The organism is Dyadobacter sp. CY261 (genome assembly GCF_021440085.1).
Taxonomy (GTDB): Bacteria; Bacteroidota; Bacteroidia; order Cytophagales; family Spirosomataceae; genus Dyadobacter.
In genome coordinates this window covers 252,685-275,805 of the sequence record NZ_JAKCPW010000005.1, presented here as the reverse complement: position 1 = coordinate 275,805, position 23,121 = coordinate 252,685, and the positions used below count along the sequence as shown (strand labels likewise).

The following is a 23,121-nucleotide window of genomic DNA, read 5'->3' as shown; positions in this document are numbered from 1 at the left end:
AATCCCTCTGCCAGTAAGCGGAGGGATTTTCTTTGATACAACTACAAAACGCGAAAATCGACCTGGAAATGACCTGATTAGCGGTATTATCGTCGACCGAAAATCAAGTGGAGTTTATGGATGACGATTTTTTTGTGTTATTTTGTACCGTTAAGCTAATTCCAATTTTTAATCAAACCACAAGCTGCAAATGAGTACGATTCAGTCAGTACATGCAAGACAAATTCTGGATTCAAGAGGAAACCCTACAATAGAAGTTGATATTCGTACCGAGAATGGTTATCTGGGACGCGCTGCCGTTCCTTCCGGAGCTTCTACCGGTAAGCACGAGGCAGTTGAACTACGCGATGACGACAAGAGCGTTTATGTTGGAAAAGGAGTTTTGAAAGCAGTCGAAAATGTAAACGACATCATTTTCCCTGAACTGATCGGCTGCTCCGTATTCGAGCAGAACCTCATTGATAAAATCATGCTGGAACTGGATGGCACGCCTAACAAAGCAAAGTTGGGTGCTAATGCTATTCTGGGTGTGTCTCTAGCTGCTGCGAAGGCTGCTGCTCAGGAAGCAAATCTTCCATTGTACCGTTACGTCGGTGGTACCAATGCAAACACATTGCCGGTACCGATGATGAACATCCTGAATGGAGGTAGCCACGCAGACAACTCTATCGATTTCCAGGAATTCATGATTATGCCTGTGAAAGCGGATACATTCTCTCAGTCGTTGCGCATGGGTGTTGAGGTTTTCCATACTTTGAAAACCGTTTTGAAAAGCAAAGGGTATTCGACCAACGTGGGTGATGAAGGTGGTTTTGCACCAAACATCAAATCCAACGAAGAAGCGATCGAGGTTGTACTTCAGGCAATCGAGAAAGCAGGTTATAAGCCAGGCGAAGATATCTTCATTGCAATGGATGCCGCTGTTTCTGAATTCTACGAAGACGGTCTGTACCACTTCAAAAAATCAGATGGCCGGAAGTTGAGCTCCGACGAAATGGCCGACTACTGGACTCAGTGGGTAGCTAAATATCCAATCATCTCTATCGAGGATGGAATGGACGAAGATGACTGGGCAGGTTGGAAGACTTTGACAGAATCAGTTGGCCACAAAACCCAGCTGGTAGGTGACGACTTGTTCGTGACCAATGTAACCCGTCTGCAACAAGGCATCGAATCACAAATCGCGAACGCGGTATTGGTGAAAGTAAATCAGATCGGCTCTTTGACCGAAACTATCGATACGGTAAACCTTGCAAAACGCAACAGCTATAAGAGCATTATGTCGCACCGCTCAGGTGAAACAGAAGATTCGACTATCGCTGACCTTGCCGTTGCATTGAACACAGGCCAGATCAAAACAGGTTCGGCTTCACGTTCGGATCGTATGGCGAAATACAACCAGCTACTTCGTATCGAAGAAGAACTGGGCGAAAGCGCATACTTCCCGGGATTGAAATTCTAATCAAAATCATGTAAGAGCCGGAGCCCAGTGCTCCGGTTCTTGTTTCAGGGCATTTCGATATGAAAAACCATTCATTCTGGTCTCTGCACACATTAAAGAACTTCTATATCACCACGTTCGTCGTGTGGCTGATATGGATACTGTTCCTCGACAACAACAATATCCGGATCGTACTTTCCAACCGCATGAAAATGACGGAGCTCGAAAAGGAGAAGGCGATTCTTAAAGATAAGATCCGGGAAGTGAAGAAGGAGCGGAATGAGGTTTTCGGGAATCCGAAAATGCTTGAAAAATGGGCGCGTGAAAAGTTTATGATGCGCAGGCCCAACGAAGAAGTATACGTGATTGTGGACGAAAACAATCAGCCTGTAGAAAGCAAAAAAGAGGAGTAAAATATCACTCTTGATATAACATTTTAATTCAGCATACATTGAGCAAGAAAGTCATCCTCATCATCATGGACGGCTGGGGAATCGCCAAGTCCGGCGAAGAAAGCCGTTCCGCCGTTTTAGCGGCGAATACCCCATTTTACGATTCCATCCTTCAAAAATATCCGCATAGCAAGCTCGAAGCGAGTGGCCTGGCCGTGGGCCTGCCCGATGGCCAAATGGGTAACTCCGAGGTAGGGCATACCAACCTCGGTGCGGGACGTGTCGTCTATCAGGATTTGGTTAAGATTAATCTTGCTGTTTCCGAAGGTACGCTTGGCCAGGAGCCTGCGCTGGTTAATGCATTGGATTATGCCAGAGCAGAAGGTAAGAAAGTGCACTTCATCGGTTTGGTTTCCGACGGTGGCGTGCATTCGCATATCGATCATTTGAAAGGCCTTTGTCAAATCGCTGCCGACCGAGGTCTGAGTGATGTATTTATACACGCATTCACCGATGGCCGTGATACCGACCCCAAAAGCGGCTTGGGCTTCCTCACAGAATTGAGTGAGTCGATGGCGCAAAGCACTGGTCGCATTGCCAGCATTACCGGTCGCTATTACGCAATGGACCGGGATAAGCGTTGGGAACGTGTCAAACTTGCCTACGACGCGCTTGTGCACGGCGAAGGGAGGCATGTAGCCGCAAGTGATGTTTTGCACGCAGTAAAGGCGTCTTACGAAGAGGGTGCAACCGATGAATTCATCACGCCGATCATAGCTACCAATGCCGATGGTTCTCCGCTAGCATTGATCCAGGACGGCGATGTGGTACTTTGCTTCAACTTCCGCACCGACCGCGGCCGCGAGATCACGCAAGCGCTTACGCAGCAGGATTTCCACGAGCAGAATATGCACAAGCTGAATTTGAAGTACATTACCATGACCAACTATGATGATACTTTCAAAGGCGTAGATGTAATTTTCGATAAGGATAATCTCAATAATACGTTGGGGGAGGTGCTTGAAGGAGCTGGTAAAAAGCAGATCCGCATTGCCGAAACCGAGAAATACCCGCACGTGACGTTTTTCTTCTCCGGAGGTCGCGAGAAGCCTTTCGAAGGAGAAAGCCGTTTGTTGTGCCCATCACCCAAAGTGGCTACTTATGATTTGCAGCCCGAAATGTCGGCGTTCGATATCCGCGACGCCATTGTTCCTGAATTGGTAAGGGAAGAGGTGGACTTTGTTTGCCTCAACTTTGCAAACCCGGATATGGTAGGGCACACAGGCATTTTCGAAGCAGCTGTGAAGGCATGCGAAACGGTCGATCAATGCGTGCAGGCTGTGGTTACAACCGGTTTGGACCATGGCTATTCATCGATCATCATCGCCGATCACGGGAATTCCGATTATATGTCGAATGACGACGGTTCACCAAATACGGCGCATTCATTGAATCTTGTGCCGTGTATTCTGGTCGACAACGAATACCAAAAGCCGATCAACAATGGCAAGCTGGCCGACATAGCGCCAACCATTCTGGCTTTAATGGGAATAGAGAAACCCGTAGAAATGACAGGTATTAGCATTCTCTAAACTTTTAAGGCATCTATTGATGTTAACCAGCAGAGAGTCCGACGGGCTCTCTGTTTTTTTAGCCACAGATCAACTCCATGAATTACCGCTTCTTCCATATCGTCGCAGCTTTTCTGTTTCTTTTTTTGATTTCCTGTGCTCCGGAAGGATCGAGCGACGATGGACCCAAGGCATATTTTGATTTGAAGGGATTTATTCAAAATCAGATCGTGTACCTGAATGATAAAAGGCCAGAGGTGAACAAAACGGCAGTTTTAGGAGGCAAACATGAAGCTTCAAAGACACGGGATATCGACTGGAAGAAAGAGTTGGAACTGTTCGTACAGGCTGATATCAACAAGCCTTCCTATCGGCAGAGTTACGAGATAGTCCAAAATGGGCCGACGCGTTATGAATACCGGCTCAAACCAGGCAGCGATCTGCCGGTAGCTTATCTAAAAATAGAAACAGATTCTGTTTTAAGACAGCCTTTATATGTAGAGGCGTTGATTCGCGCAAAGAACAAAATCTATGATTCAGAAAAGAAAGTAGTAATGCAGGCCGCCAAGCACGGTAATCTTTTGGGAGTGACCTCTTATTCTGTGGATGGTTACCAAAAGCTAATCTTTGTAGAAAGGAAGCTCTTTCATATAAAAGGTGAAATAGGATTTTAACCGGTTAATTGCATTATCCCTCCTGTACTCTTACACCATAATTTGTGGTAACATTACCCAATTTTCTAAATGCGCGTCTGAGATAGCCATCGGTCCGATAGAATTTCCAAATTTCAAAATTATCTTATTAAAAGGGCCAAATTCGTGAGAATGAGGCCTTTTTGATTTTCGGCCGTGTGTGACTGATCTTCCACTCATAAATGGATATTGGCTTCGCGCACTGAGCGGCACAGAATTGTTTCATTTAAAGCAGAAATGCATGTAGACCCGGATTTGTTTTAACCTGTCTCATGAGAAACTAAATCACACAAGTAAACTTAAAATCAATGCAACAAGAACAGAAAAATAAGCAGAGCATAGCCTGGGCAATGGTAGTTGTCCTGGGGCTTGCAACAGCCATGTTTGGCTACCTGTTTACAACTCAAAAACAGGAGTTGACCCAGCAAGAGTCAATGGTAGTCGAAAAAGCACGGGAGTTGGCTGTAACCAAAACTAAACTGGATTCTATTTCGACGGTACTCGATGCGAAAATTGCGGAAGTTGAAAAATTGGGAGGCGACGTTACGGAACTGACCAAAATGAAAGAGAAGCTTGAAGGTGATAAATTAGCATTCAGCCGCAGCAGAAGAGTTGAAACGAATAAGTATCTCGGCAAGATTAAGGAATACGAAAAATTCCTGACAGAAAAAGATGAAATGATCGCACAGCTGAAAGCTGAAAACGAGCAACTGGTAGCTACTAATGATTCTTTGCACACACATGTAGGATCACTTACCAGTGAACGCGAGCGACTGGTACAACGCCAGGCTGAATTGACTGACTCTGTAACTACATTTACCGCAGCTAATCAGGAACTTAGCGCGAAAGTAAGCAAAGCGGCTTCTTTGAAAGCGCAGAATCTGAAAATTCTGACTGTGAATTCAAGAGGTAAAACCAAAGATCGTGAGGAGTACAAAGCCAGCCGTGTGGACAAGTTGAAACTGGTGTTCAACCTGCCTGAGAACGAATTGACTGCACAGGAAGCTAAAGACATTTATGTGAGAGTGCTGGATCCGGACGGAGCTGTTATCGCTGACGATGCGACGGGTTCAGGCGAATTTGAAATCGATGGCGCACCATCCAAGTTCACTTCCCGCGAGTCTATCGCTTATCAGAACAACAACCAGAAAGTGGAAATGTTGTATGACAACACTGGCAAGTTCCGCCCAGGAAAATATAATGTGGAGCTTTATGCCGAAGGTTACAAAATTGGTGGTGGTAACTTTACCATCAAGAAATAAGACATAACTTCACACCATGCATAGCTATGAGGCCGCCGATCGACGATCGGTGGCCTTTCTTTTTGCTATGTCCGCTTCGTTTGCTCATTAATAATATCAATGAAATGCCGGAGCTCTTCGGTCCGTTGAGGACCGGATTCCGGATACGTCATCTTCATCTTCTTCAATTCTTCGGCAACAATTTTGGCGACGGTCAGTCGAAGGTTTTTCTTGTCATCGGCTGGAATAACGTACCATGGTGCCTTATTTGACGCCGTGGCATTGATGCAATCCTCATAAGCCTGCATATATTCCGCCCATTTATCCCGCACTTTCACGTCCTGTTCTTCAAATTTCCAGTTTTTGGAAGGATCTTCAATGCGTTCGATCAAACGCTTGGCCTGTTCTTCCTTGGATACATTCAGAAAGAACTTGATGACACGGATACCATTTCTGTAAAGGTATTTTTCAAGATTTCGAATATCGGAGTAACGGTGTTTCCATAACTTTTCCATATCCTCGGTCAGTTCAGCGGGGAGCCGCTGTGACTGGGTCAGGATTTCGGGCTGTACTTTTACGACAAGCACCTCTTCATAGTAGCTGCGGTTGAATATTGTAATCGTACCTCGCTGAGGTAATGCAAGATTGGTGCGCCAGAGAAAGTCATGGCCTAACTCGGTTTCTGTCGGACGTTTGAATGAATGGATTTTAACTCCCACAGGATTGACGCCGGAAAGCACGTGCTTAATTGTGCCATCCTTGCCCGCCGCGTCCATTGCCTGGAAGATCACCAGCAAACCGTAGCGATTGTGTGCGTACATCATACTCTGCAATTCATCGAGCTCTTTGGCCGACTCGTCCTGCATGGCTTCGTACTCAGCTTTGTCTGCGTAAATATCCTTAAACTTTGTTTTGGCCTTACTGATATCAAATTTCTTGCTACCGTCGAAGCGGTAATCATCCGAATTAAAGTCCGACATGTCAGTACAATTTAAGTGAATGGATAATTGATTAATGTGCTTTCAAGAATGCCACGAGCTTCGCAAATGCCCGGCCGCGGTGGCTCAACTCGGATTTTTCCTGCATGGTCATCTCGGCGAATGTGCGTGAATGGCCTTTGGGGACAAATACGGGATCGTAGCCAAAGCCATTGGTTCCGCGTTTGTCATCGATAATGCTCCCTTCTACGCTGCCTTCGAATTGATAATATTCACCTTCGAGTGACAAAGTAATGACGGTGAGAAACCGGGCCGTGCGATTTTGTTCGCTGGCCAGCTTATTCAAGAGTAGTCCGATATTATCATTGGAATCCCGCTGCTCGCCGGCGTAGCGTGCGGATTTGACGCCCGGTTCACCGTTCAATGCGTCCACCACAAGTCCGGTATCGTCGGCAAAGCAATCGATTGCGAAATTGTCCCGTACATAGCGTGCCTTTTCGTGCGAATTTTCCGCAATGGTATCAAACGGTTCAGGGATATCGACATTGCAGCCGATGTCGGCCAAAGTGACTAGCTCGAACTGATCGCCCAGTAAGGCCTGAATTTCTTCCAGTTTATGCAGGTTATTAGTAGCAAAGCAAAGTTTCATGTGTGAGATTATTTCTGATGAGAATGCATTTTACGCAAAAAATGGCGGACCGTGAAAGCACGAATTATACACGAACGTGATTCGTGATGATTCGTGCCTTCACAGTCCGCCGCCGCGGTGGTATTAATCTTAATAAGACTTCCAGATAGCCTATTTCGCGGGCGCAGGAGCCGGTATAGCAGGACCAACTGGTTGCTTACCTTTGGTAATGTCGATCAGTTCCATTTCGAACTGCAATACTGAATTACCAGCGATAGGTCCATAGGTTTCAGGTCCGTAAGCAAGCCCCGACGGGATCAGCAGTAAACCTTTTTCGCCTTTTTTCATCAGCGTAATACCTTCGTCCCAGCCTTGGATTACCATACCCGCACCCACTTGAAGATCAAGCGGCGTACCTTGCTTTTTCGAGCTGTCGAACTCTTTTCCATCCAGGAATTTTCCGGTGTAATGCACTTTCACATTGTCGCCGGCTGCCGGGCTGGCACCAGTTCCTTCTGTTTGTGGCACATATACCAGGCCGGAAGCAGTTTTTCTGGCTTTGGCTTTCAGGTTGTTTTTAACCAGGTAATCTTCGATGATCTTCGCATCGATATCCTTTTGTTTTTTGCCAGCTTCCGCCTGTTGTTTCTGGAATTCTTCCGAAGTGAGAACGCTCACCACTTTTACGGTAAAGGTCAACTCAGAACCCTTCTTGATCATCGGAGGCATAGGCTGACCGATTTTTGCGAACAATGTGTCTGCGTTTACCAGGAACTTTGCGCTGTCGCCGGTAGCGAGCAAGGTAAGGCCCTCTTCGAAACTTCCTTTATAGGGAGGTGCCTGTAATACCATTTTCACGGGATTTTTCTCTTTATACGTATCCCGGAGCGTAGAGTCGGTACCATTCTTCAACACCAGGTGGAACGTCATGATATCCCCGAGCTTAGCTTTCCGTGCTTCGTCTTCGTGTTCGAAAAGCGTGTATTTAAGGCCACTTTCGGTAACCTGCTGACGATATTGATTGCAAGCGGCTGCGAGAATAGTTATGCCCATCGCATAACCGATTGTTTTTAAATTCATTGGAATGTGTTAATTAAAAGATATTTTAGTGAAGTTAGAATTCAAGTTTAGTCAACGCTTAAAAGTTCGTCATGGTATGAAGGCAGTATGCTTAAAAATTTCGCAACTGTCTCATTCACTGGTTGATCTGAGCGTCCTCCAGAGGCATTCTTATGTCCGCCACCGCTGAAATGTGTACTAGCCAGGTCCCGAACAGAGAAAGAGCCTACCGACCGGAACGAAATCTTGACCTCGCCCTTTCGTTCGATGAACATTGCCGACATCACCACATTTTCGACCTGCAAACCGTAGTTGACAATGCCTTCGGTTTCACCGGAAGCTGAGTTGAACTTTTGCAATTCAGCCTCAGTGAGTACCATGTAAGCAGTTCTGTACTCTGGCAGAACGGTTAACTTTTCGCAAAGCACATAGCCAAGGAATTGCAGGCGTGAGAGCGGTGCGTTGTCGTAGATCAACCGGTGCACGCGGCTCGAATCGAAGCCTGTCAGCATCAGGTCGGCCACTGCCAAATGCACAGCCGGGGTAACATTGCCATGTCGGAAAGAGCCAGTATCCGTCATAATGCCGGCATAAAGGCATTCCGCCATCGAAACATCAAAAATCTGGTTGGCAGGTAAGCCACCTTCCATTTCTTTGACCAGTTCATAAACGAGTTGTGCCGTTGCTGCTGCCGTGGTATCCCACACCATCCATTTCGCAAACTGCTCGGGTTCAAGATGATGATCGATCATCATTTTAGGTGCCGATGCGTCCTGGACCACTTTCCCAAGGTCTTTTAAACGTGATAGTGCTGAAAAATCAAGACAGCAGATCAGCGTTGCCTGTTCGATCTTCCGCTTGCATTTACCTTGCTCGGATGACTTTTCGTACACGAGAACATTTTCCATTCCCGAAAGCCAGCGAAGGTTAGCGGCATAGTCGGTAGGGCTGATAACCGTCACTTCATGACCTTTTTTGAGCAAATAACTGGCCCAGCCCAGGGACGAACCCAATGCATCTGCATCCGGATCCCGGTGCATTGTGATAACAATTTTTTGGGGTTGGGATAAAAAAGAGCGAAGCTCTTCAATGATTTGATTCACAGTGACTTAGTTCAAAAGAGGAATTTCCTGGTTGCTTAGAGCCCACAAAATTAGCAAAATGGTTGGGATTTGCTTCATACGGACCGGTAAAGGCTGGCAATCAGGCGCTGATTTAATGTAAGGTAGCCGTTTGCGAACGAATGGTTCTGAGATATAGGCTGAAAAATAGTAGCTTTGCACCCAAAATCAATTCAGCCAAGTACGTATGCCAACAAATAGGACATTTACCATGATCAAACCTGATGCTGTGCAGGATGGTCATTCAGGTTCAATCATTAAAATGATCGAAGCAGCAGGATTTCGGATTGTTTCGCTTAAAAAAACGCAACTGACTCCCGAGCGCGCCGGAGAGTTCTATGCCGTACACAAGGAACGCCCTTTCTACAATGACCTTTGCAAGTACATGTCGTCGGGAGCGATCGTTCCGATGATCCTGGAAAAGGAGAATGCAGTAGCAGATTTTCGTACGCTGATCGGCGCCACTAACCCGGCTAATGCAGAGGAAGGTACGATCCGCAAATTGTATGCAAAGTCCATCGAGGCCAACGCGATCCACGGGTCAGATTCGGACGAGAATGCTGAAATCGAAGGAAACTTCTTTTTCTCGCATGTAGAGCAGTTTTGAGAAGAGTATCATATTAAAAAAGAAAGACCCCGGAGCTAAGGCTTCGGGGTCTTTTGCTAAAAATGCTGCTATCGATACTAGATCACTTTCACGTAAACACTGTCTAACACCTGAATATAACCGTTATTTGTTTCAACGTCTTTCCGGTTGATTTTGGCACCATTGAACGTCACCACACTGTCTTTCTTTGCAACGGTGATTTTTAGAGGTCCCACAACTTCCAGGGTTCCTGCCGCAAAATCACTATATTTTTTAATTGATTTGACGGTGTGATTGTTGATAAAGTCCCTGGCGTCCTTGTCTGCGATGACCGACGAACTGAATATGTTGGCTTTGTTGAATGCAGCATTAGATGGCGCTAATAGTGTAAGGTTCTGAGACCTGAAATCGTCACTCTTACCCGCTCGCTCCATGATGTCCTTCAACATACTAAACTCCGGATTTTCCATAATCACATCCGTCATCGCTTTACGTTTCACGACGTCGTCATCATCTTCCTTACAAGAGACCAAAATCGTTGAAAATAGCCCGGCTGCCAAAAAAAATGTTGCCCAACGCCCTCCAAAACGGTTTTTTTTCATAGCTTTCCAAGTGGTTAATTTTTGTAAAACTAATGCAAAATGTATTTTGAAGAAATTTGTAACCACAATTTTTTAATCCTAATCCCATAATAACCATGCTAAAATTGAGACAATTGATTGTCGCCGGAGCTGCCGTTCTGATGCTGAATTCTGCGTTTTTCGCGCTGAACGGGCCATCAGCAGATCCGTTAAAGAAGCCTCTTAAATTGTTCAACGGAAAAGACCTTAAAGGCTGGACCGTGCACGGAACCGAGAAATGGTTTGTCGAAAACGGTGAGCTTATCTGCGAAAGCGGCCCCGACAAGCAATATGGCTACCTCACCACCGACAAGCATTACAAGAATTTCGACCTGACGCTTAAATTCAAACAGGAGGCAAATGGCAACAGTGGTGTATTCTTCCGCTCGACGGTGACGGGTACCAAAGTTGCAGGCTGGCAGGTAGAAGTAGCGCCACCTAACCACGACACCGGTGGCATTTACGAGTCGTACGGCCGCAATTGGCTCGTGCAGATTCCCGAGGAAAAGGAAGGCTTTCTGAAAATGGGTGAATGGAACACGCTCCGCATTCGTGCGCAAGGCGATCGCACGCAAACCTGGTTGAATGGCCACGAAATGGTAGACCTTACCGACGCCAAAATCGGTGCCGGTGAAGGCTCGATCGCATTGCAGATCCACGACGGCGGCGGCATTAAAGTACGCTGGAAGGATATCACATTGGAAGAGCTGTAAAACCAGGTCGTTTTCATTCCATCGGTGGGTACATTCATCCCGCTGAAACCGGCACTTCGTCGGAATTCACTTATGAATAGGCTTCATGGCCGATAGTTTTGTGTAGACAGTTACACATAATCTATTAGCCATGAAGCTTTTTTATTGTCTGTTGCTTATCATTTCGCCGGCCGCTTTTGCGCAAAAGAGCGTTCAAGGCAAGGTGACCGACCAAAAAGGAAATGCATTGCCGGGCGCGAATGTGTTCTTGAAAGGTACCTACGACGGCGGGACCACCGATGCGAACGGCGTTTTTGCATTCAAGACTTCCGAATCGGACACGGTTACACTGACCGCGAGTTATGTCGGATTTGAAGTTTTTGAAAAGAAAATCAGTTTGAAAGAAAGCCTGGCTGCAATGTCCATTAAACTGGAAGAGCTAGCCAACGAACTGAACACCGTGGTAATCACCGCGGGTGCATTTGAGGCCTCGGACGAAAAGCGGATGGCTATGCTGAAACCGCTGGATATTGTAACTACGGCAGGTGCAGCAGCTGATATTACCGGTGCTATGCAGTTTCTCCCGGGTGCGCAGCGGGTAGGGGAGCAGGAGGGGCTTTTCGTTCGTGGCGGTTCAGGGCAGGAGACCAAGATCGTGATTGATGGTATGATCGTTCAGAATCCGTTTTTCAGCTCGTTGCCCGATGTGCAGTCGCGCGGGCGGTTCAATCCGTTTATGTTTAAAGGAACGTCGTTCAGTACGGGCGGTTACTCGGCGCAATATGGGCAGGCATTATCGTCAGTTTTGTTGCTGAACACCACGGATAAGATTAGTAACAATGGACTGGGCATTAGTTTAAACCTGGCGAATGCGGGTTTGAATTACGATTATGCCAATAAAAACCAATCGGTTTCCGCCGTGGTGTATTATGGCAATCTACGACCACTATTTAAACTGGTAAAGCAGAATGTAGAATGGATCCATGCGCCCGAATTCAAAGGTTCTTCACTAACCTATCGCTGGAAACCAACCAAAAACGGGATCTTGAAAGTTTACGGCATGTGCTCCGATAGCCATCTGAGCATGAATAGCAACGATCCCGCTTCCGACACAGGTAAAATGCGGTTAGTATTGAAAAATAACAATGCATTCACCACCAGTACCTACACCGATTCCTGGGGTGACGGTCGTTGGACACTGAATTCAGGTCTTTCATACAGTCGCAATAAGGACAACATGACCTACGATGGCGTTAACTTCGATCGTTTTGACGAGCGTGCGCAGGCGCGCATTGTGCTCACACGCTTGCTTACCGGGAACAATACCATTCTTTTCGGTGCGGAGGCCCATGCTATCACCATCGGGAATGGCATGGATGGCGCGATGTACCGGCTGAAAGATCGCTATACTGCCGCATTCGTGGAATCGGAGATTTATATTACGCGGCAGCTGGCCGGGCGCGTTGGCGTCCGGAGCGAATATTCTTCGGTGATCAGCAGGGCTAATATTGCGCCGCGATTGTCATTTGCCTATAAAACAGGCCGGTACAGTCAGTTCTCCCTGGCGGCAGGGCAGTTTTACCAGAATCCTGATTACCGCTATTTGTATTTGAACAAATCCCTGAAGTTCGAGCGCGCCGACCATTTGATCCTCAATTACCAGATCATTAAAAATCAGCGTACTTTCCGGGTTGAGGCATTTTATAAAAACTATGCACAGCTCGTAAGAGAATTCACCGGTGAAAAATACGACGCCGATCCCTACCGCTTTCCGTGGGGAAACACGAATAATGGCGGCGACGGCTATGCCCGCGGCTTTGACTTCTTCTGGCGTGATCAGAAATCCATTAAAAACCTCGATTACTGGGTTACTTACAGTTTTGTGGATTCAAAACGACTTTTCCAGCAATTCGCCCAATCGGCTACTCCCACATTTATTTCAAACCACAATATCAGCCTTATCACCAAGAAATGGTTTGAAAAGGCTAAGACAAATTTGAGCGCAACCTATGCATTCACGAGCGGCAGGCCTTATTACAATCCCAACAATGACGAATTCCTGAAAGATCGCACACCTGCAGTCCACAACGTGAGCGTTCAGGCCAGCAAGTTGCAAAGCATAAAAGGCAACCTGGTGATCTTCTACGCCACTGTCGACAATATTCTCAACACCAGGAATGTATTCACCTATCGCTATACGCCCGACGGCCAAACGCGCTACGCGGTAGGCCCGCAGAGTTACCGCAGTTTCTTTCTAGGCATGCAGATCATGCTTTCGAAGAAAGCCAAAGTAGAAAAAGACGACTTTTAAACGATAAAACAAACAGCTTTTTAAACAGACAAATCCGATGAAGAGGTTACTCACATTCACACTGCTGTTCGCCCTGGCGACCGGTATGGCTTGGGCGCAGAACGAAAAGTATACAAAGGCCATGACCGATGGGATCAATGCATTGATGGCTATTGACCGTTCCAAACCGGACGCCAAATCCTTACAAGACATTGGTAACCGCTTTGAGCGCATCGCCGCTGCCGAACCTAAAGAATGGTTGCCTAAATATTATGCTGCTTACACCAATGTACTTTTGGGTTTCGTAGGCGCTACCCTGACCGAAAAAGATCAGTATCTCGACAAAGCAAATGCCTTATTGAAAGATGCGGAGACCATCGCCGGAAAGCCAAATGACGAGTTGGAAGTTTTGAAAGCATATCAGTCGCAGATCCACCTCGCTGCCGATCCTATGAACCGCTGGCAGAACGATGGCGAGAAATTCCAGGGCTTCCTGCAAGCGGCAAAATCTCTGAATGCAGAGAACCCGCGCATTTATTTTCTCGAAGGTTCTAGCCTTTTCTATACGCCGGATGAATATGGCGGCGGCAAGAAAGTGGCTAAACCGATACTGGAAAAAGCACAACAGAAATTTAATGCCTATAAACCGGAAACCGCTATTCACCCTGATTGGGGCAAAATGGAGACCGAATGGATGCTTTCTCAAACAAACTGATCTTAATGTTTAGGGTTTAACAGCATGGACGACAACAAGACGAAGCCTTTGCGCATGACAGCCTCATCGCTCGACGGAAGGGATTTTAGCAACATGGACCTGGAAAGTGCAGATTTCAGCTTTTCAAGTTTAAAGGATATTAATTTCGATGGGGCTAATCTGCGCAACGCCAAACTTCGCTTCTCGGCCCTCGACCGGACAACTTTCCGGAACGCCGACCTGCGTAATGCGGACCTGAGCTTCAGTAGTCTGACGGACGTGGACCTTAGCGGGGCAAAGGTAGAGGGGGCTAATTTCAGTTTTACTTCACAGGAAAAATCATTTAACTGGCAGGATTTCAGCCTGATCGGTATTATTCAGACGCAGAGCTGGGTGGGAACGTTGGTGGCCGCCCTGCTCGGCGCGGTGATATTATATGGTTTCAATGCGATCGCCTATTTTACGGCGGAGCTCTCGTTCACCGAAGAGCCGATCCGGCTGACTTTTTATAAGTACCTCGTAATGCTCACCGTCGCGACGGGCGTGTGCACGATCCTGATCACGCAGGGACTCACTGCATGGCTCGACATGATTGTCAAGAGCCTCCTTGCGAAGCACCTCATTCTATCCATTGTAGTGTTTTTGTGTGACAGTTTGTTGGCGGTGGGGATGCACCAGCTGTTGGCCGCCAATATTGTGAGCGACTACGTGGCGCGTTATCCTTCCGAACCTTCTCAAAATGCGCCCTGGTACTGGTATGCGTGGGCGCCCGTCGCGATTGCGAACGTGTTCTATTTCCTGAGTAGGGAAGGCCGCCAGATTTCCCGCAAGATTTCCGATCAGGAATACCAGCTCCTCAATCTTGAAAAACTCAAAACCCGCGCCGAGCTGGATGCATTGCAGGCACGCATTAACCCACATTTTTTATATAACTCATTAAACAGCATAGCCAGCCTCGTGCATGAGGATCCTGATAAGGCCGAGGAAATGACATTACTGCTCTCCAAGCTCTTCCGTTACACGACTGGCAGAAAGACGACCGATTATTTTGATACGATTGAAAATGAGCTGGAAATGGTAGAAACCTATTTGCAGGTCGAAAAAGTGCGGTTTGGTGAGCGGTTGCGATTTACGGTCGAGGTGGAGGAAGAGACATTGAAAACTTTGCAGGTGCCCAAGTTCATTTTGCAGCCTATTGTTGAGAACGCTATTAAGCACGGCATCTCGAAAATGGCGGACCAGGGGAACATTGTGGTTAAAATTTATGAGAAAGACCAATGGCTGCATTTGTGTGTTCATGACAACGGTCCGGCTTTTTCCGAAACACTGGGAGCAGGCTACGGTATGCGCAGCATTCAGGACAAGCTGAAACTGCTTTACGGCGATAATGCGCGTCTGGAACTTATAAATGAGCCGCATAAATCGGTTAATATTGCCATTCAGAAATCAGCTATTGAACAACATCAACAATCCGGCCATGCAGTTTCCACTTAAAACCATCCTGATAGACGACGAGCAACTCGCCCTGAGCCGCCTGAGAAGGCTGCTAGAAAAGCATAACGATACTTTCAGCATCGTTTCGGAGGCTAAAAACGGCGCGGAAGGATTGGTTGAAATAGACAAGCATCATCCCGACGTAATTTTCCTGGATATCGAAATGCCGTTGCTGAATGGTTTCGAAATGCTTTCCAAACTGGTTAAAATGCCACTAGTGGTGTTTTCGACAGCTTATGACCAATATGCGATCCGCGCATTTGAAGAAAATTCGGTGGACTATCTGTTAAAACCGGTGGAAAACGACCGGCTGCTGAAAACCATCGAGAAGATCAGGAACATAACCCAGGCTGCCCATAGCAGTCCGGGCAGCAGTAACCCCTATTCTGAAAACCTGCTAAGGCTTCTTGAAGAGATGAAGCCAAAAAGGGAAATGTTTTCACTGTCGGTCAAATCGGGCGACCGCATTCTGTTGATTCCTATGACCGAGATTACCCATTTCGAAGCGGAAGAAAAATATGTATTCCTGAATACACTCGACGGGCAGAAATACCTGCTCAACTACACGCTGACTTCGCTCGAAGAGAAGCTCCCCAACCATTATCTGCGCGTAAGCCGGGCGGGTATTGTCAACTCACACCATATCAAGGAAATCCAGAAACACTTCAACGGCAAGTATGTCATCGTCATGCGCGACCGCAAGGCTTCACAGGTAACCAGCGGTAGCACCTACGGCGATGCGATCCGCCATCTTCTTGATAATTAATCGAATTCCTCTCCGATTGTACCAGAATATTCATTTTGTAGACCTGATTCTTATTCCTAAATTGCGCCCTCGTTTAAATTTCCATCGTCATTTTGGAGACTAATGCGTTGTTCGTCAGGGCTTTCGGATTAGTCTGTAACGGGGTCAGGAACGAAATGTGCAGATTTTCGGCACATAATCGCCGGTTGCTGCGTATTGGTTTACTGGTAATATGATTCCTGATTAACCCGGAGCGGCTGAAAATTGCCCCGATTGACGAGGCTCTTCGAAATGTTGTTTTTGTTTGTTAAAAAAGGTTAAAAGGAGTCAGGAGTAATGAAGGAGCTCATTGATACGGGCAATCTGCCAAAACACATAGCCGTTATCATGGACGGTAACGGACGATGGGCCCAAAACCAGGGAGCAGCACGTGTGTTTGGTCATCGTAATGCGATCAAGGCGGTGCGGGAAGTGACGGAAGGATGTGCGGAGCTCGGTGTCTCTTTTTTGACATTGTACGCTTTTTCAACAGAGAACTGGGCACGCCCCGAGTTCGAGGTAAGGGCGCTGATGGAGCTGCTGGTGCAATCGATCGGTAATGAGTTGCCTACCATGATGAAAAACAATGTGAGGCTCGATACGATCGGCGACACAGAAAGCCTGCCGCGCAGCTGTCAGAACCAACTCGCAAAAGCGATTGCGGAGACACGCAGCAATACAGGATTGAATCTCATCCTGGCATTGGGTTACAGCGGTAAGTGGGACATTACACAAGCAACACGTAAAGTGGCTGAGGACGTTCGCAACGGTATTTTGCTGCCCGGGGAGATTAATGAAGAGGTAATAGCGGCAAACTTGTCGACAGGCCGTCGAGCGGACGTAGATCTCATGTTGCGTACGGGCGGCGATCATCGGATCAGCAATTTCCTGCTTTGGCAACTGGCATATTCTGAATTGTATTTTTATGAAGATCTTTTTTGGCCCGACTTCCGCCGGGAGCATTTGTACGAAGCAATCCTTTCTTATCAGAATCGCGAAAGGCGTTTCGGCAAAACGGGTGAACAAATCAAAGCGAACGGTGCTAAGTAGAATTATGAACCCAGTGAAACATTTGAATACAACATTAGCACATCTCAAAGGTCTTTCTGCATTAATCCTCCTGTGCTGCTGCTTTTCAGTACAGGCGCAGCGAGTAGGCATCGGCGGCACTAAGCCTACCGCAGCCACTACAAACCTTGGCATTAATTCTGCCGATCCCAAAGAGTACACTATTGCAGAAGTGACTGTCTCGGGTACCCAGTTTCTGGATCCCAATTCCATGATCTCCATTTCAGGCCTGAAGCCCGGTGACAAAATTAGGATTCCCGGTCCTGCGGTGACGTCTTCCATCAAGAAAATGATGGATTTCGGTACGCTGGACGATGTCGAAATCATGGCAACGAAGGTCGAAGCGGAGAAGATTTGGCTGAATATCCATATCAAGGAACGCCCAAGACTTTACAAGGTATCGTTTTCAGGGATCCGCAAAGGGGAGCGCGAAACACTGAATGACAAGGTGAAGCTGATTAAAGGCCGTGTGATCACGCCCACGATCATTAAAAACACCCAGTTGGTCATCAAGAAATACTATCAGGATAAAGGCTTTTTCAATACGAAAGTAAAAGTTCTCCAGATCCCTGACTCGACCCGTGGACAGGCTACACTGAACTTTGCCATTACAAAAGGCAAAAAAGTAAAGATCCAGAAGATCAATATTGAAGGAAACACGGCTGTCAGCGACAAAACGCTGAAACGAAAAATGAAAGGTACTAAGCAGAGACGCATCGGACGCCTTTTCAACCCTTCAAAATATATCCCTAAAAAATACGACGAGGATAAGGAAAAGCTCATCGCCTACTACCGCAAAAACGGTTACCGCGATGCTGTGATTGAATTTGACACGATCAAGAACGGCGATCAGACAATCAGCATCGACATGAAAATCGATGAAGGGCAAAAATATTATTACCGCAACATTTCGTGGTCGGGTAATTATCTGTACACTTCTGCCTATCTGGGCGAGCGCCTGGGAGTAAAAAAGGGGGATGTGTACAATCCTGAGGAACTTGACAAGAAGATTAACGGCATTCCCGGTTCCGATGTTAGCTCTATTTACATGGACGACGGTTACCTGTATTTCCATGTTGAACCTACTGAGAGAGCCGTAGAAGGTGATTCTATTGACGTGGAGCTGCGCATGTTCGAAGGTAAGCAGGCGACGATCAACCGTATTCTTTTGAACGGCAACACCAAAACCAGCGACCGCGTGGTATTGCGCGAATTATTTACATTGCCGGGACAGAAATTCAGTAAAACAGAGATTATCAACACCCAGCGTCAGTTGTCGCAAATGGGTTACTTCGATCCTGAGAAAATCCAGATCAACCCGATCCCTAACCAGGCCGACGGGACTGTGGATATCGAATATACCGTAGAAGAAAAGCCATCCGATCAGATCGAGCTTTCCGGAGGTTGGGGAGGTTACATCGGCTTTGTGGGAACACTGGGTTTGGTTTTCAATAACTTCTCAATTAAAAACATACCTAACCGTGAAACCTGGCGCCCATTGCCTTCCGGAGACGGACAAAAGCTCTCGTTGCGTTTTCAGGCGAATGGTAAGCAGTATCAAACCTACTCGCTGTCATTCAGCGAACCTTGGTTGGGCGGTAAAAAGCCGATCAACTTCGGGGTTTCGTTTCAGCGTACAGTCTACCGCATGACGGATTTGAGCTCGTACTATGGTACTAACGCGGGAGTGGGTTCCGGAAGGGTCAATTATCGGGGAGGATATTACAACAATGGTATCACGCTTTCGTTAGGCCGCCGCTTGAAGGAGCCTGACCGTAACCTTGTGTTGACGCACTCGCTGTCTTACCAGCGTTACCGCCTCGACAGCCTCGACATCTTCCGCATCGGTTACAGCACAGGTAATTCGAACAATATTTCGTTCAACACCACCATTTCACGGAACACATTGAGTGACTTCCAATTTCCAAGAAGCGGTAGCAACATCTCATTGAGTGCGACTTTTACCCCACCGTATTCGGTATTCAGAACGAAGAAGTTCTCAGATAAGACCGATACTTACCGGTGGGTGGAATATCATAAATGGATGTTCGATGCGAGCTACTATGCGACCATCGTCGGCAAACTGGTGTTGAGCACCCGCGCACATATGGGTTTCCTGGGTGCATACGGGGGCAAAGTTGGATACAGCCCGTTTGGTCGCTTCATTCTTGGCGGTTCCGGATTGGCGGGACAGGGCACATTCTCACTGGCTGATCAGGACATTATCGGTTTGCGTGGTTACCAGGATCAGAAAGTAGGACCGCTGGCGGCGAATGGCTATCCGGCATCAGGAGGAGGTATTGTTTATAACAAATATGTGATGGAACTTCGCTACCCTGTGTCGCTGAATCCACAGGCAACGATTTTCATACTCGGTTTTGCGGAAGGGGGTAATAACTGGGGTACTTACAGTGAGTTCAACCCGTTCGATCTGAAACGTTCTGCGGGTGTGGGTGCTAGGATCTTTATGCCTGCATTTGGTCTCTTAGGTATCGACTGGGGCTACGGATTTGACAAGATCCAGGGACAGAATACCCGGAGTGGTCCTCAGTTCCACTTTACAATCGGCCAGCAGATCAGATAATATTCCTGCGAAGGTATTCGTTAAGAGGTTTGCAAATTATATTAGCAGCTTGCATGAAGAAGATCTTTATTTTACTAGTTTTGTCAATTCTATGCAGTTCAGCACTATATGCTCAAAAGTTCGGGTATACTGACATGGAATTCATTACCAGTAAAATGCCCGAATACCAGGCTGCACAAACGGAGATGAAGAAATTCTCCGACAAATGGGCGAAGGAAATTCAGGACAAAATTGCGGAAATCGACCGCATGCAGCGTGCGTACATGGCTGAGGAGATATTACTGACTGACGAGTTAAAAAGAAAGAGGCAGAGTGAAATAAAGGAAAAGGAGCTCGAAGCAGGTGAATATAATAGCAAGATATTCGGTGTGGAGGGCGCGATGTTCCAGAAGAAAAAGGAACTGATGAAGCCGGTACTGGAAAAGGTACAGCGCGCAGTGACCAAGGTTTGCAGCCAGCGCAGGCTCGATTTTATGTTTGACAAATCCAGCGATGTCGGTATGCTTTATACCAATCCGAAGCACGACTACACGGATTACGTGATGGAAGAACTTGGAATCGATCCGAAAGCGAACAAGGCAGGGACCAACGATAAAAGTGGCAAGGTGGAACAACCGGCTCAGCAGCAACAGCCGGCACCTGTACAAAACTCACCAAAGCAAAAAAGTACAACCAGTAAACTTAAATAAGTAACAGAGCAATGAAACAAAAATTGATGGCTATTCTGGTCGTGATGACCATAATCACCACCCCTCTCTTAGCCCAAACTACCCCAGCCGGGCCAACTAAAATCGGTTATACCAATGTTGACTATATAATCGGCAAATTGCCAGAGGCAAAGGTGATGCAGAACCAACTGGAAGTAACCAAAGCACAGTTGGACAAGGCCATCGGGGAGACATATAAGGAGGCTCAGGAGAAATACGAAGCGTATCAGAAAAACGGTGCGAACATGACTGACGTAATTCGTGCCGATAAAGAGAAAGAGTTGCAAAACCTTTCAACCCGTATCGAAGAGATGCGTAGCAATGCGCAGACGTCACTTCAAACGAAGCAACAACAATTGTTGGAGCCGATCTTGACGAAAGTGAACAATGCGATCCAGGAAGTAGGTAAAGAAAGTGGCTTCCTGTACATCCTGAATATGGACGCAGGTGCGGGAACTACCCCAATCATCCTTTTCGCAGCATCGGAAGAAAACAATGCAACCAATCTGATCCTAAGAAAACTGGGTGTTGATCCAGACAAGGTAGAAGCAGCAGCACCAGCCGCTACCACGCCGGCAGTTAAGCCAGCGACCGCTCCTGCTACCACACCAGCAACAGCCCCAAAGAAAAAATAATAGGGTAGATATTGAACTTTAAAAACCGGAGCGCAGTCTTAAAAAGGATTGCGTTCCGGTTTTTGCTTTGAACGCTGAAAGGCTTTGAGACTTGCTTTTATTATAAACCAGTATAGATGCCGTTATTTGAAAAGTGCAAACTGATTTCCCGCGCGGCAGAGCGTTTCCGGGGGGGTTAAATTTGCAACTAATCACAGGGCATTCTATACAGGATTTAGTAGTTTTGCGTTAAGATCAAAGTATTCTTTCACCCATGGAATTAATTATATTTTTGATGTCATGCTAACAAGAAAAATTCATAAAATACTGATACTTCTGATACCCGTTTTTTTTGTACTGAGGGTGCAGGGACAGGATAATATGAAGAACAATACCTCAACGGGCCCCTTACAACTTGTTTTCCCCACAGAAACGGAATGGAATGTTTTGTACGAAGGCAAAGAAATTAACTTTCATTTACAAGCTAAGGGCGGCAAGAGCGATTCAGTAAGATATTCGGTGGCAAGCGGCCTGGCAAAGGATATGAAATTCGATTCTACCGGTCATTTTATATGGACACCGGGCTTTGACATCGCCGACCGTATCAATACCACCAAGTCGTTCCCGGTAGTGTTCGAGGCCCAGAATGCTGCGGGAGAAAATGTATCTCGCGAGATTGTCTTCAAGGTAAACCACGTAAACAGGCCTCCGCAGATCGATGAACTGCAGCCATTCTACGTGCAGTACAAAACTCAGAATGTGTATAAGATCGATATGGGTGCTGTCCGCGACCAGGATGGTGATCCTATCGTGTTCGTGCCTATTCTGGATGAAATGCCGGAAGGGATGAAATTGTCGGCCGCTGGGGAAATCACCTGGGAGCCGTCGAGCCAGCAGTTCGGTATCCTGAAAAAGGGGGCGAGATACATGGAGTTTTATGTAGAAGACCAGCCTTCGAAAACACGTACCAAAGGCCGCCTGAAACTTGATGTGACCCAGATGGACCTTGCGCCGGATTTTACGATTATTCCCCAGAATTCGCTTATCCGCAGCGCAGAAAACAACCGTATCAACCTTCGATTCACATTGTCGGATCCGAATGGAGAGGAAGATATCACGACCTTTAATTTTATTTCGGAAAACAAGAATGTTCCGCAAAGTGCATTAGTTAAAAATACCTCCACCAGCTACGAGTTCATCTGGGAGCCTGGTTATGACTTTGTGAAAGATCCTTTTGATACACTGGCATTCAATATTACTTTTTATGTGCTTGATAAAGCTCAGAACAAGAAGGAGCGTACGGTCAGGTTTGTAATCAAAAATACAATAGATGAAAGCTTGCGTGACACGTATGTGTTTAACCTTTATAGGGGTGCGCTCGTGAATGCTTGGGGGCTTATCGAGCAAATGACGGAAAAAGAAGGGCAATTGAAAAAGGCCTATTCCCGTGCTAAGAAGGGCAAGCGGAGCAGATCGTTACTCAATGCCTCACTGGGGGCTACTACCGGTCTGGCACCGGTGATTGCGACAAAAGATCAGCAGACCCGCGGCTACATTACGACGATCGGTGGTACGACTGTCGCAACGGTCGGAACGCTGGAAGCAACAGAGGTGATCGGAAAGTCGGTGAATGGCTTGCTAGACCGTTTTAACTACGTAATGCAGAAGAAAAACGAGCTGCAAAACAAAGGTGACGTGTTCGCGCGTGAATGGGGACAGAAATCGGCCCGCCGCCAGCCGGACTTTATCAGGAAACTCGACGAATTCAAGGCATTGATGAACCTTAGCGGTCTCGTAGCATTGGAGCTCGACGCCAACTGGGAGAACAAGAAGGATGGGACAGACGTTGCCATTAAAAAGACATTTAAGGATTTTGTACCTTATACCAAAGACGAGAACTAATCC

At 46.9% G+C, this 23,121-nt stretch carries 21 protein-coding genes; 16 read left to right on the top strand and 5 right to left on the bottom strand.

The window, feature by feature from the left end; translation table 11 throughout:
* The first annotated feature begins 190 nt into the window (after window positions 1-190).
* From eno to LZD49_RS16205, 5 genes are all read left to right on the top strand, one after another.
* Window positions 191-1,462 (top strand): phosphopyruvate hydratase, encoded by a 1,272-nt coding sequence (gene eno / locus LZD49_RS16225; protein WP_234668628.1) that lies wholly within the window; start codon window positions 191-193, stop codon window positions 1,460-1,462.
* A 59-nt stretch (window positions 1,463-1,521) separates the two neighbouring features.
* Window positions 1,522-1,854, top strand: coding sequence for a septum formation initiator family protein (locus LZD49_RS16220; protein ID WP_234668627.1), 333 nt, complete (start codon window positions 1,522-1,524; stop codon window positions 1,852-1,854).
* Between the two features lie 38 nt (window positions 1,855-1,892).
* Window positions 1,893-3,425 carry a 2,3-bisphosphoglycerate-independent phosphoglycerate mutase gene (gene gpmI, locus LZD49_RS16215; protein WP_234668626.1) on the top strand — a complete coding sequence of 511 codons (1,533 nt, stop codon included), beginning with the start codon at window positions 1,893-1,895 and terminating at the stop codon, window positions 3,423-3,425.
* Between the two features lie 77 nt (window positions 3,426-3,502).
* Window positions 3,503-4,078: a hypothetical protein gene (locus LZD49_RS16210; RefSeq protein WP_234668625.1), complete on the top strand. Its 576-nt coding sequence runs from the start codon at window positions 3,503-3,505 to the stop codon at window positions 4,076-4,078.
* A gap of 326 nt (window positions 4,079-4,404) precedes the next feature.
* Window positions 4,405-5,358, top strand: coding sequence for a hypothetical protein (locus LZD49_RS16205; protein WP_234668624.1), 954 nt, complete (start codon window positions 4,405-4,407; stop codon window positions 5,356-5,358).
* A gap of 65 nt (window positions 5,359-5,423) precedes the next feature.
* Here the strand turns inward: LZD49_RS16205 and LZD49_RS16200 are convergent, their stop codons facing one another.
* From LZD49_RS16200 to LZD49_RS16185, 4 genes are all read right to left on the bottom strand, one after another.
* The gene (locus LZD49_RS16200) at window positions 5,424-6,317 is read right to left on the bottom strand and encodes a polyphosphate kinase 2 family protein (RefSeq protein WP_234668623.1); all 894 of its coding nucleotides are present in this window, start codon (window positions 6,315-6,317) and stop codon (window positions 5,424-5,426) included.
* Window positions 6,318-6,348: 31 nt separating this feature from the next.
* Window positions 6,349-6,924: an RdgB/HAM1 family non-canonical purine NTP pyrophosphatase gene (gene rdgB, locus LZD49_RS16195; protein WP_234668622.1), complete on the bottom strand. Its 576-nt coding sequence runs from the start codon at window positions 6,922-6,924 to the stop codon at window positions 6,349-6,351.
* A gap of 150 nt (window positions 6,925-7,074) precedes the next feature.
* A complete protein-coding gene (locus LZD49_RS16190; protein WP_234668621.1) occupies window positions 7,075-7,983 on the bottom strand; it encodes an FKBP-type peptidyl-prolyl cis-trans isomerase in 909 nt (302 codons plus the stop codon).
* 47 nt (window positions 7,984-8,030) lie between these two features.
* Complete coding sequence (locus tag LZD49_RS16185) at window positions 8,031-9,065, bottom strand: bifunctional oligoribonuclease/PAP phosphatase NrnA (RefSeq protein WP_234668620.1); 1,035 nt, start codon at window positions 9,063-9,065, stop codon at window positions 8,031-8,033.
* A 205-nt stretch (window positions 9,066-9,270) separates the two neighbouring features.
* On the opposite strand from LZD49_RS16185, the gene LZD49_RS16180 reads away from it, so the two are divergent.
* Window positions 9,271-9,690, top strand: a complete 420-nt coding sequence (locus LZD49_RS16180; protein ID WP_234668619.1) for a nucleoside-diphosphate kinase — start codon at window positions 9,271-9,273, stop codon at window positions 9,688-9,690.
* 77 nt (window positions 9,691-9,767) lie between these two features.
* On the opposite strand, the gene LZD49_RS16175 is transcribed toward LZD49_RS16180, so the two are convergent.
* Complete coding sequence (locus tag LZD49_RS16175) at window positions 9,768-10,271, bottom strand: fasciclin domain-containing protein (RefSeq protein WP_234668618.1); 504 nt, start codon at window positions 10,269-10,271, stop codon at window positions 9,768-9,770.
* A gap of 95 nt (window positions 10,272-10,366) precedes the next feature.
* On the opposite strand from LZD49_RS16175, the gene LZD49_RS16170 reads away from it, so the two are divergent.
* The 10 genes from LZD49_RS16170 (at window position 10,367) to LZD49_RS16125 (ending at window position 23,118) form a co-directional block, all read left to right on the top strand.
* On the top strand, window positions 10,367-11,002 hold the full coding sequence (locus LZD49_RS16170) for a DUF1080 domain-containing protein (protein WP_234668617.1): 636 nt from the start codon (window positions 10,367-10,369) through the stop codon (window positions 11,000-11,002).
* Between the two features lie 130 nt (window positions 11,003-11,132).
* Window positions 11,133-13,292, top strand: coding sequence for a TonB-dependent receptor (locus LZD49_RS16165; RefSeq protein WP_234668616.1), 2,160 nt, complete (start codon window positions 11,133-11,135; stop codon window positions 13,290-13,292).
* 37 nt (window positions 13,293-13,329) lie between these two features.
* Complete coding sequence (locus LZD49_RS16160; protein ID WP_234668615.1) at window positions 13,330-13,986, top strand: hypothetical protein; 657 nt, start codon at window positions 13,330-13,332, stop codon at window positions 13,984-13,986.
* Between the two features lie 24 nt (window positions 13,987-14,010).
* A complete protein-coding gene (locus tag LZD49_RS16155; protein WP_234668614.1) occupies window positions 14,011-15,459 on the top strand; it encodes a histidine kinase in 1,449 nt (482 codons plus the stop codon).
* Window positions 15,443-16,225: a LytTR family DNA-binding domain-containing protein gene (locus LZD49_RS16150; protein ID WP_234668613.1), complete on the top strand. Its 783-nt coding sequence runs from the start codon at window positions 15,443-15,445 to the stop codon at window positions 16,223-16,225. Before LZD49_RS16155 ends, LZD49_RS16150 begins: the two co-directional genes overlap by 17 nt.
* Before the next feature lie 315 nt (window positions 16,226-16,540).
* Window positions 16,541-17,293, top strand: coding sequence for an isoprenyl transferase (locus LZD49_RS16145; protein WP_234668612.1), 753 nt, complete (start codon window positions 16,541-16,543; stop codon window positions 17,291-17,293).
* A gap of 4 nt (window positions 17,294-17,297) precedes the next feature.
* Complete coding sequence (gene bamA / locus LZD49_RS16140; RefSeq protein ID WP_234668611.1) at window positions 17,298-19,895, top strand: outer membrane protein assembly factor BamA; 2,598 nt, start codon at window positions 17,298-17,300, stop codon at window positions 19,893-19,895.
* Between the two features lie 53 nt (window positions 19,896-19,948).
* Entirely contained in the window at window positions 19,949-20,584 is a 636-nt protein-coding gene (locus LZD49_RS16135; protein ID WP_234668610.1) for an OmpH family outer membrane protein, read from the top strand.
* Window positions 20,585-20,595: 11 nt separating this feature from the next.
* Entirely contained in the window at window positions 20,596-21,237 is a 642-nt protein-coding gene (locus LZD49_RS16130; RefSeq protein WP_234668609.1) for an OmpH family outer membrane protein, read from the top strand.
* 279 nt (window positions 21,238-21,516) lie between these two features.
* Complete coding sequence (locus LZD49_RS16125; protein WP_234668608.1) at window positions 21,517-23,118, top strand: hypothetical protein; 1,602 nt, start codon at window positions 21,517-21,519, stop codon at window positions 23,116-23,118.
* The last annotated feature ends 3 nt before the right edge of the window (window positions 23,119-23,121 follow it).

What these genes read in the sequence shown, in the direction of transcription:
- eno (WP_234668628.1), top strand. Translation starts at nt 191, where the DNA reads ATGAGTACGATTCAGTCAGTACATGCAAGACAAATTCTGGATTCAAGA.
- LZD49_RS16220 (WP_234668627.1), top strand. Translation starts at nt 1,522, where the DNA reads ATGAAAAACCATTCATTCTGGTCTCTGCACACATTAAAGAACTTCTAT.
- LZD49_RS16210 (WP_234668625.1), top strand. Translation starts at nt 3,503, where the DNA reads ATGAATTACCGCTTCTTCCATATCGTCGCAGCTTTTCTGTTTCTTTTT.
- LZD49_RS16205 (WP_234668624.1), top strand. Translation starts at nt 4,405, where the DNA reads ATGCAACAAGAACAGAAAAATAAGCAGAGCATAGCCTGGGCAATGGTA.
- LZD49_RS16200 (WP_234668623.1), bottom strand. Translation starts at nt 6,317, where the DNA reads ATGTCGGACTTTAATTCGGATGATTACCGCTTCGACGGTAGCAAGAAA.
- rdgB (WP_234668622.1), bottom strand. Translation starts at nt 6,924, where the DNA reads ATGAAACTTTGCTTTGCTACTAATAACCTGCATAAACTGGAAGAAATT.
- LZD49_RS16190 (WP_234668621.1), bottom strand. Translation starts at nt 7,983, where the DNA reads ATGAATTTAAAAACAATCGGTTATGCGATGGGCATAACTATTCTCGCA.
- LZD49_RS16180 (WP_234668619.1), top strand. Translation starts at nt 9,271, where the DNA reads ATGCCAACAAATAGGACATTTACCATGATCAAACCTGATGCTGTGCAG.
- LZD49_RS16175 (WP_234668618.1), bottom strand. Translation starts at nt 10,271, where the DNA reads ATGAAAAAAAACCGTTTTGGAGGGCGTTGGGCAACATTTTTTTTGGCA.
- LZD49_RS16170 (WP_234668617.1), top strand. Translation starts at nt 10,367, where the DNA reads ATGCTAAAATTGAGACAATTGATTGTCGCCGGAGCTGCCGTTCTGATG.
- LZD49_RS16165 (WP_234668616.1), top strand. Translation starts at nt 11,133, where the DNA reads ATGAAGCTTTTTTATTGTCTGTTGCTTATCATTTCGCCGGCCGCTTTT.
- LZD49_RS16160 (WP_234668615.1), top strand. Translation starts at nt 13,330, where the DNA reads ATGAAGAGGTTACTCACATTCACACTGCTGTTCGCCCTGGCGACCGGT.
- LZD49_RS16155 (WP_234668614.1), top strand. Translation starts at nt 14,011, where the DNA reads ATGGACGACAACAAGACGAAGCCTTTGCGCATGACAGCCTCATCGCTC.
- LZD49_RS16150 (WP_234668613.1), top strand. Translation starts at nt 15,443, where the DNA reads ATGCAGTTTCCACTTAAAACCATCCTGATAGACGACGAGCAACTCGCC.
- LZD49_RS16145 (WP_234668612.1), top strand. Translation starts at nt 16,541, where the DNA reads ATGAAGGAGCTCATTGATACGGGCAATCTGCCAAAACACATAGCCGTT.
- bamA (WP_234668611.1), top strand. Translation starts at nt 17,298, where the DNA reads ATGAACCCAGTGAAACATTTGAATACAACATTAGCACATCTCAAAGGT.
- LZD49_RS16135 (WP_234668610.1), top strand. Translation starts at nt 19,949, where the DNA reads ATGAAGAAGATCTTTATTTTACTAGTTTTGTCAATTCTATGCAGTTCA.
- LZD49_RS16130 (WP_234668609.1), top strand. Translation starts at nt 20,596, where the DNA reads ATGAAACAAAAATTGATGGCTATTCTGGTCGTGATGACCATAATCACC.
- LZD49_RS16125 (WP_234668608.1), top strand. Translation starts at nt 21,517, where the DNA reads ATGCTAACAAGAAAAATTCATAAAATACTGATACTTCTGATACCCGTT.